Consider the following 1,245-nt stretch of genomic DNA (forward strand, 5'->3'; position numbering starts at 1 on the left):
GGTGTTGAGCTGATCGAGCGTCTTGACCGTGCCGTTGGTGCCGTCGCCGAAGGTGACGTTGACCGCCGTGCCGCCGTTGAAGGAGGAGAAGGTCAAGGTCTTGCCGGTGAGGCCGCCAACGCCCGAGGTACGCGCCGCGGTGAAGGCGGACGAGGTGCCGGTGTTGCCGGCGAGGCCAAGCGCATTCAGCGCATTGCCGGTGCCGGTGATCGACAGGTCGGCATTGACGCCGGTCGAGAGCTTGAGCTGCCCCGAAGCGTTGATCGACGAGTTGGTCTGGCCGGTGGCGGTCGCAAGCGTCGCGGTGCCGTTGGCGTTGACCGTCGCGGTCTGCACGCCGGTGGCAAGGTCGATCGCCTTCAGCACGTCGTTGACCGTGCCAGCCTGCAGGTAGACGGTCGAGTTGCCGGCGCCGTCGGTGAGGACGTTACCGCTCGCACCATACCCGCTCGGAACGCTCGGAGCACCGGTCGAGCCCGGGATCGGCGCGTTCTTGAAGGTGATCACGTGACCGTCGACATTCAGCGTGGAGCCGTCCGCGATCGTCGCGCCCAGCGAGGCCGAGCTCGTGGTCCGGTTGACGTTCACGGTGGCGTTGCCGCCGCCCACGGCCGAGCTCAGGCCGAGAGCATTGAGCAGGTCGGCCTTGCCGGTGACATTCAGATCCGCACCCGTCGAGCTCTTCAGCGTGACGGCGCTCGCACCAACGCTCGAAGGAGTCTGGCCGACGCTGTTGGTGATCGTCGCAGCACCGGCGCTGATCGCAACCGTATCCACCCCGCTGGCGAGGTCGACTGCGGTCAAGAGGTCGGTGACGGTCGCAAGCGTCGCAGGCGTGCCGGTGCTACCGAGATAGACGGTGGTATTGCCGCTGCCGTCGGTGACGAGATGGCCGCTGACGCCCGAACCGGACGGAACACCGGTCGCCGCCGGCGCGGTGCCGGCGCGGAAGGTGATGGTCTTGCCGTTCACCGTCAGCGTGTCGCCGTCGGCGGGCTGGGCGACGCCGGCCAGGCCGCTGGCGCTCGTGCCGTTGGTGGCGATCAGGGTGATGGTACCGGTCAGGGCCGTGGTGCCGCCGGCACCGGTCGTTGCCGTCGTGCCGGTGAAGGAGCCGAGAGTGGCGCCGAGGGTGGTGGCGCCGCTCGCCGCGGTCGTACCACCGGCCGTGCCGTTATACACAACGTTGCTGTTCGCCGTCGCGCTCGCGAAGCTCGTCGTGCCGCGCAAATCGGCCGCCGTCGC

Annotated in this window: 1 protein-coding gene; it reads right to left on the reverse strand. The window is 68.8% G+C overall.

Annotation, left to right across the window (positions count from 1 at the left end; all coding sequences use genetic code 11):
* Positions 1 to 1,245, reverse strand: a 1,245-nt coding sequence (locus IVB31_RS28620) for a DUF1522 domain-containing protein (protein WP_247330804.1), incomplete at both ends; no start/stop codon positions are given.

This window comes from Bradyrhizobium sp. 21, assembly GCF_023073335.1.
Taxonomy (GTDB): Bacteria; Pseudomonadota; Alphaproteobacteria; order Rhizobiales; family Xanthobacteraceae; genus Bradyrhizobium.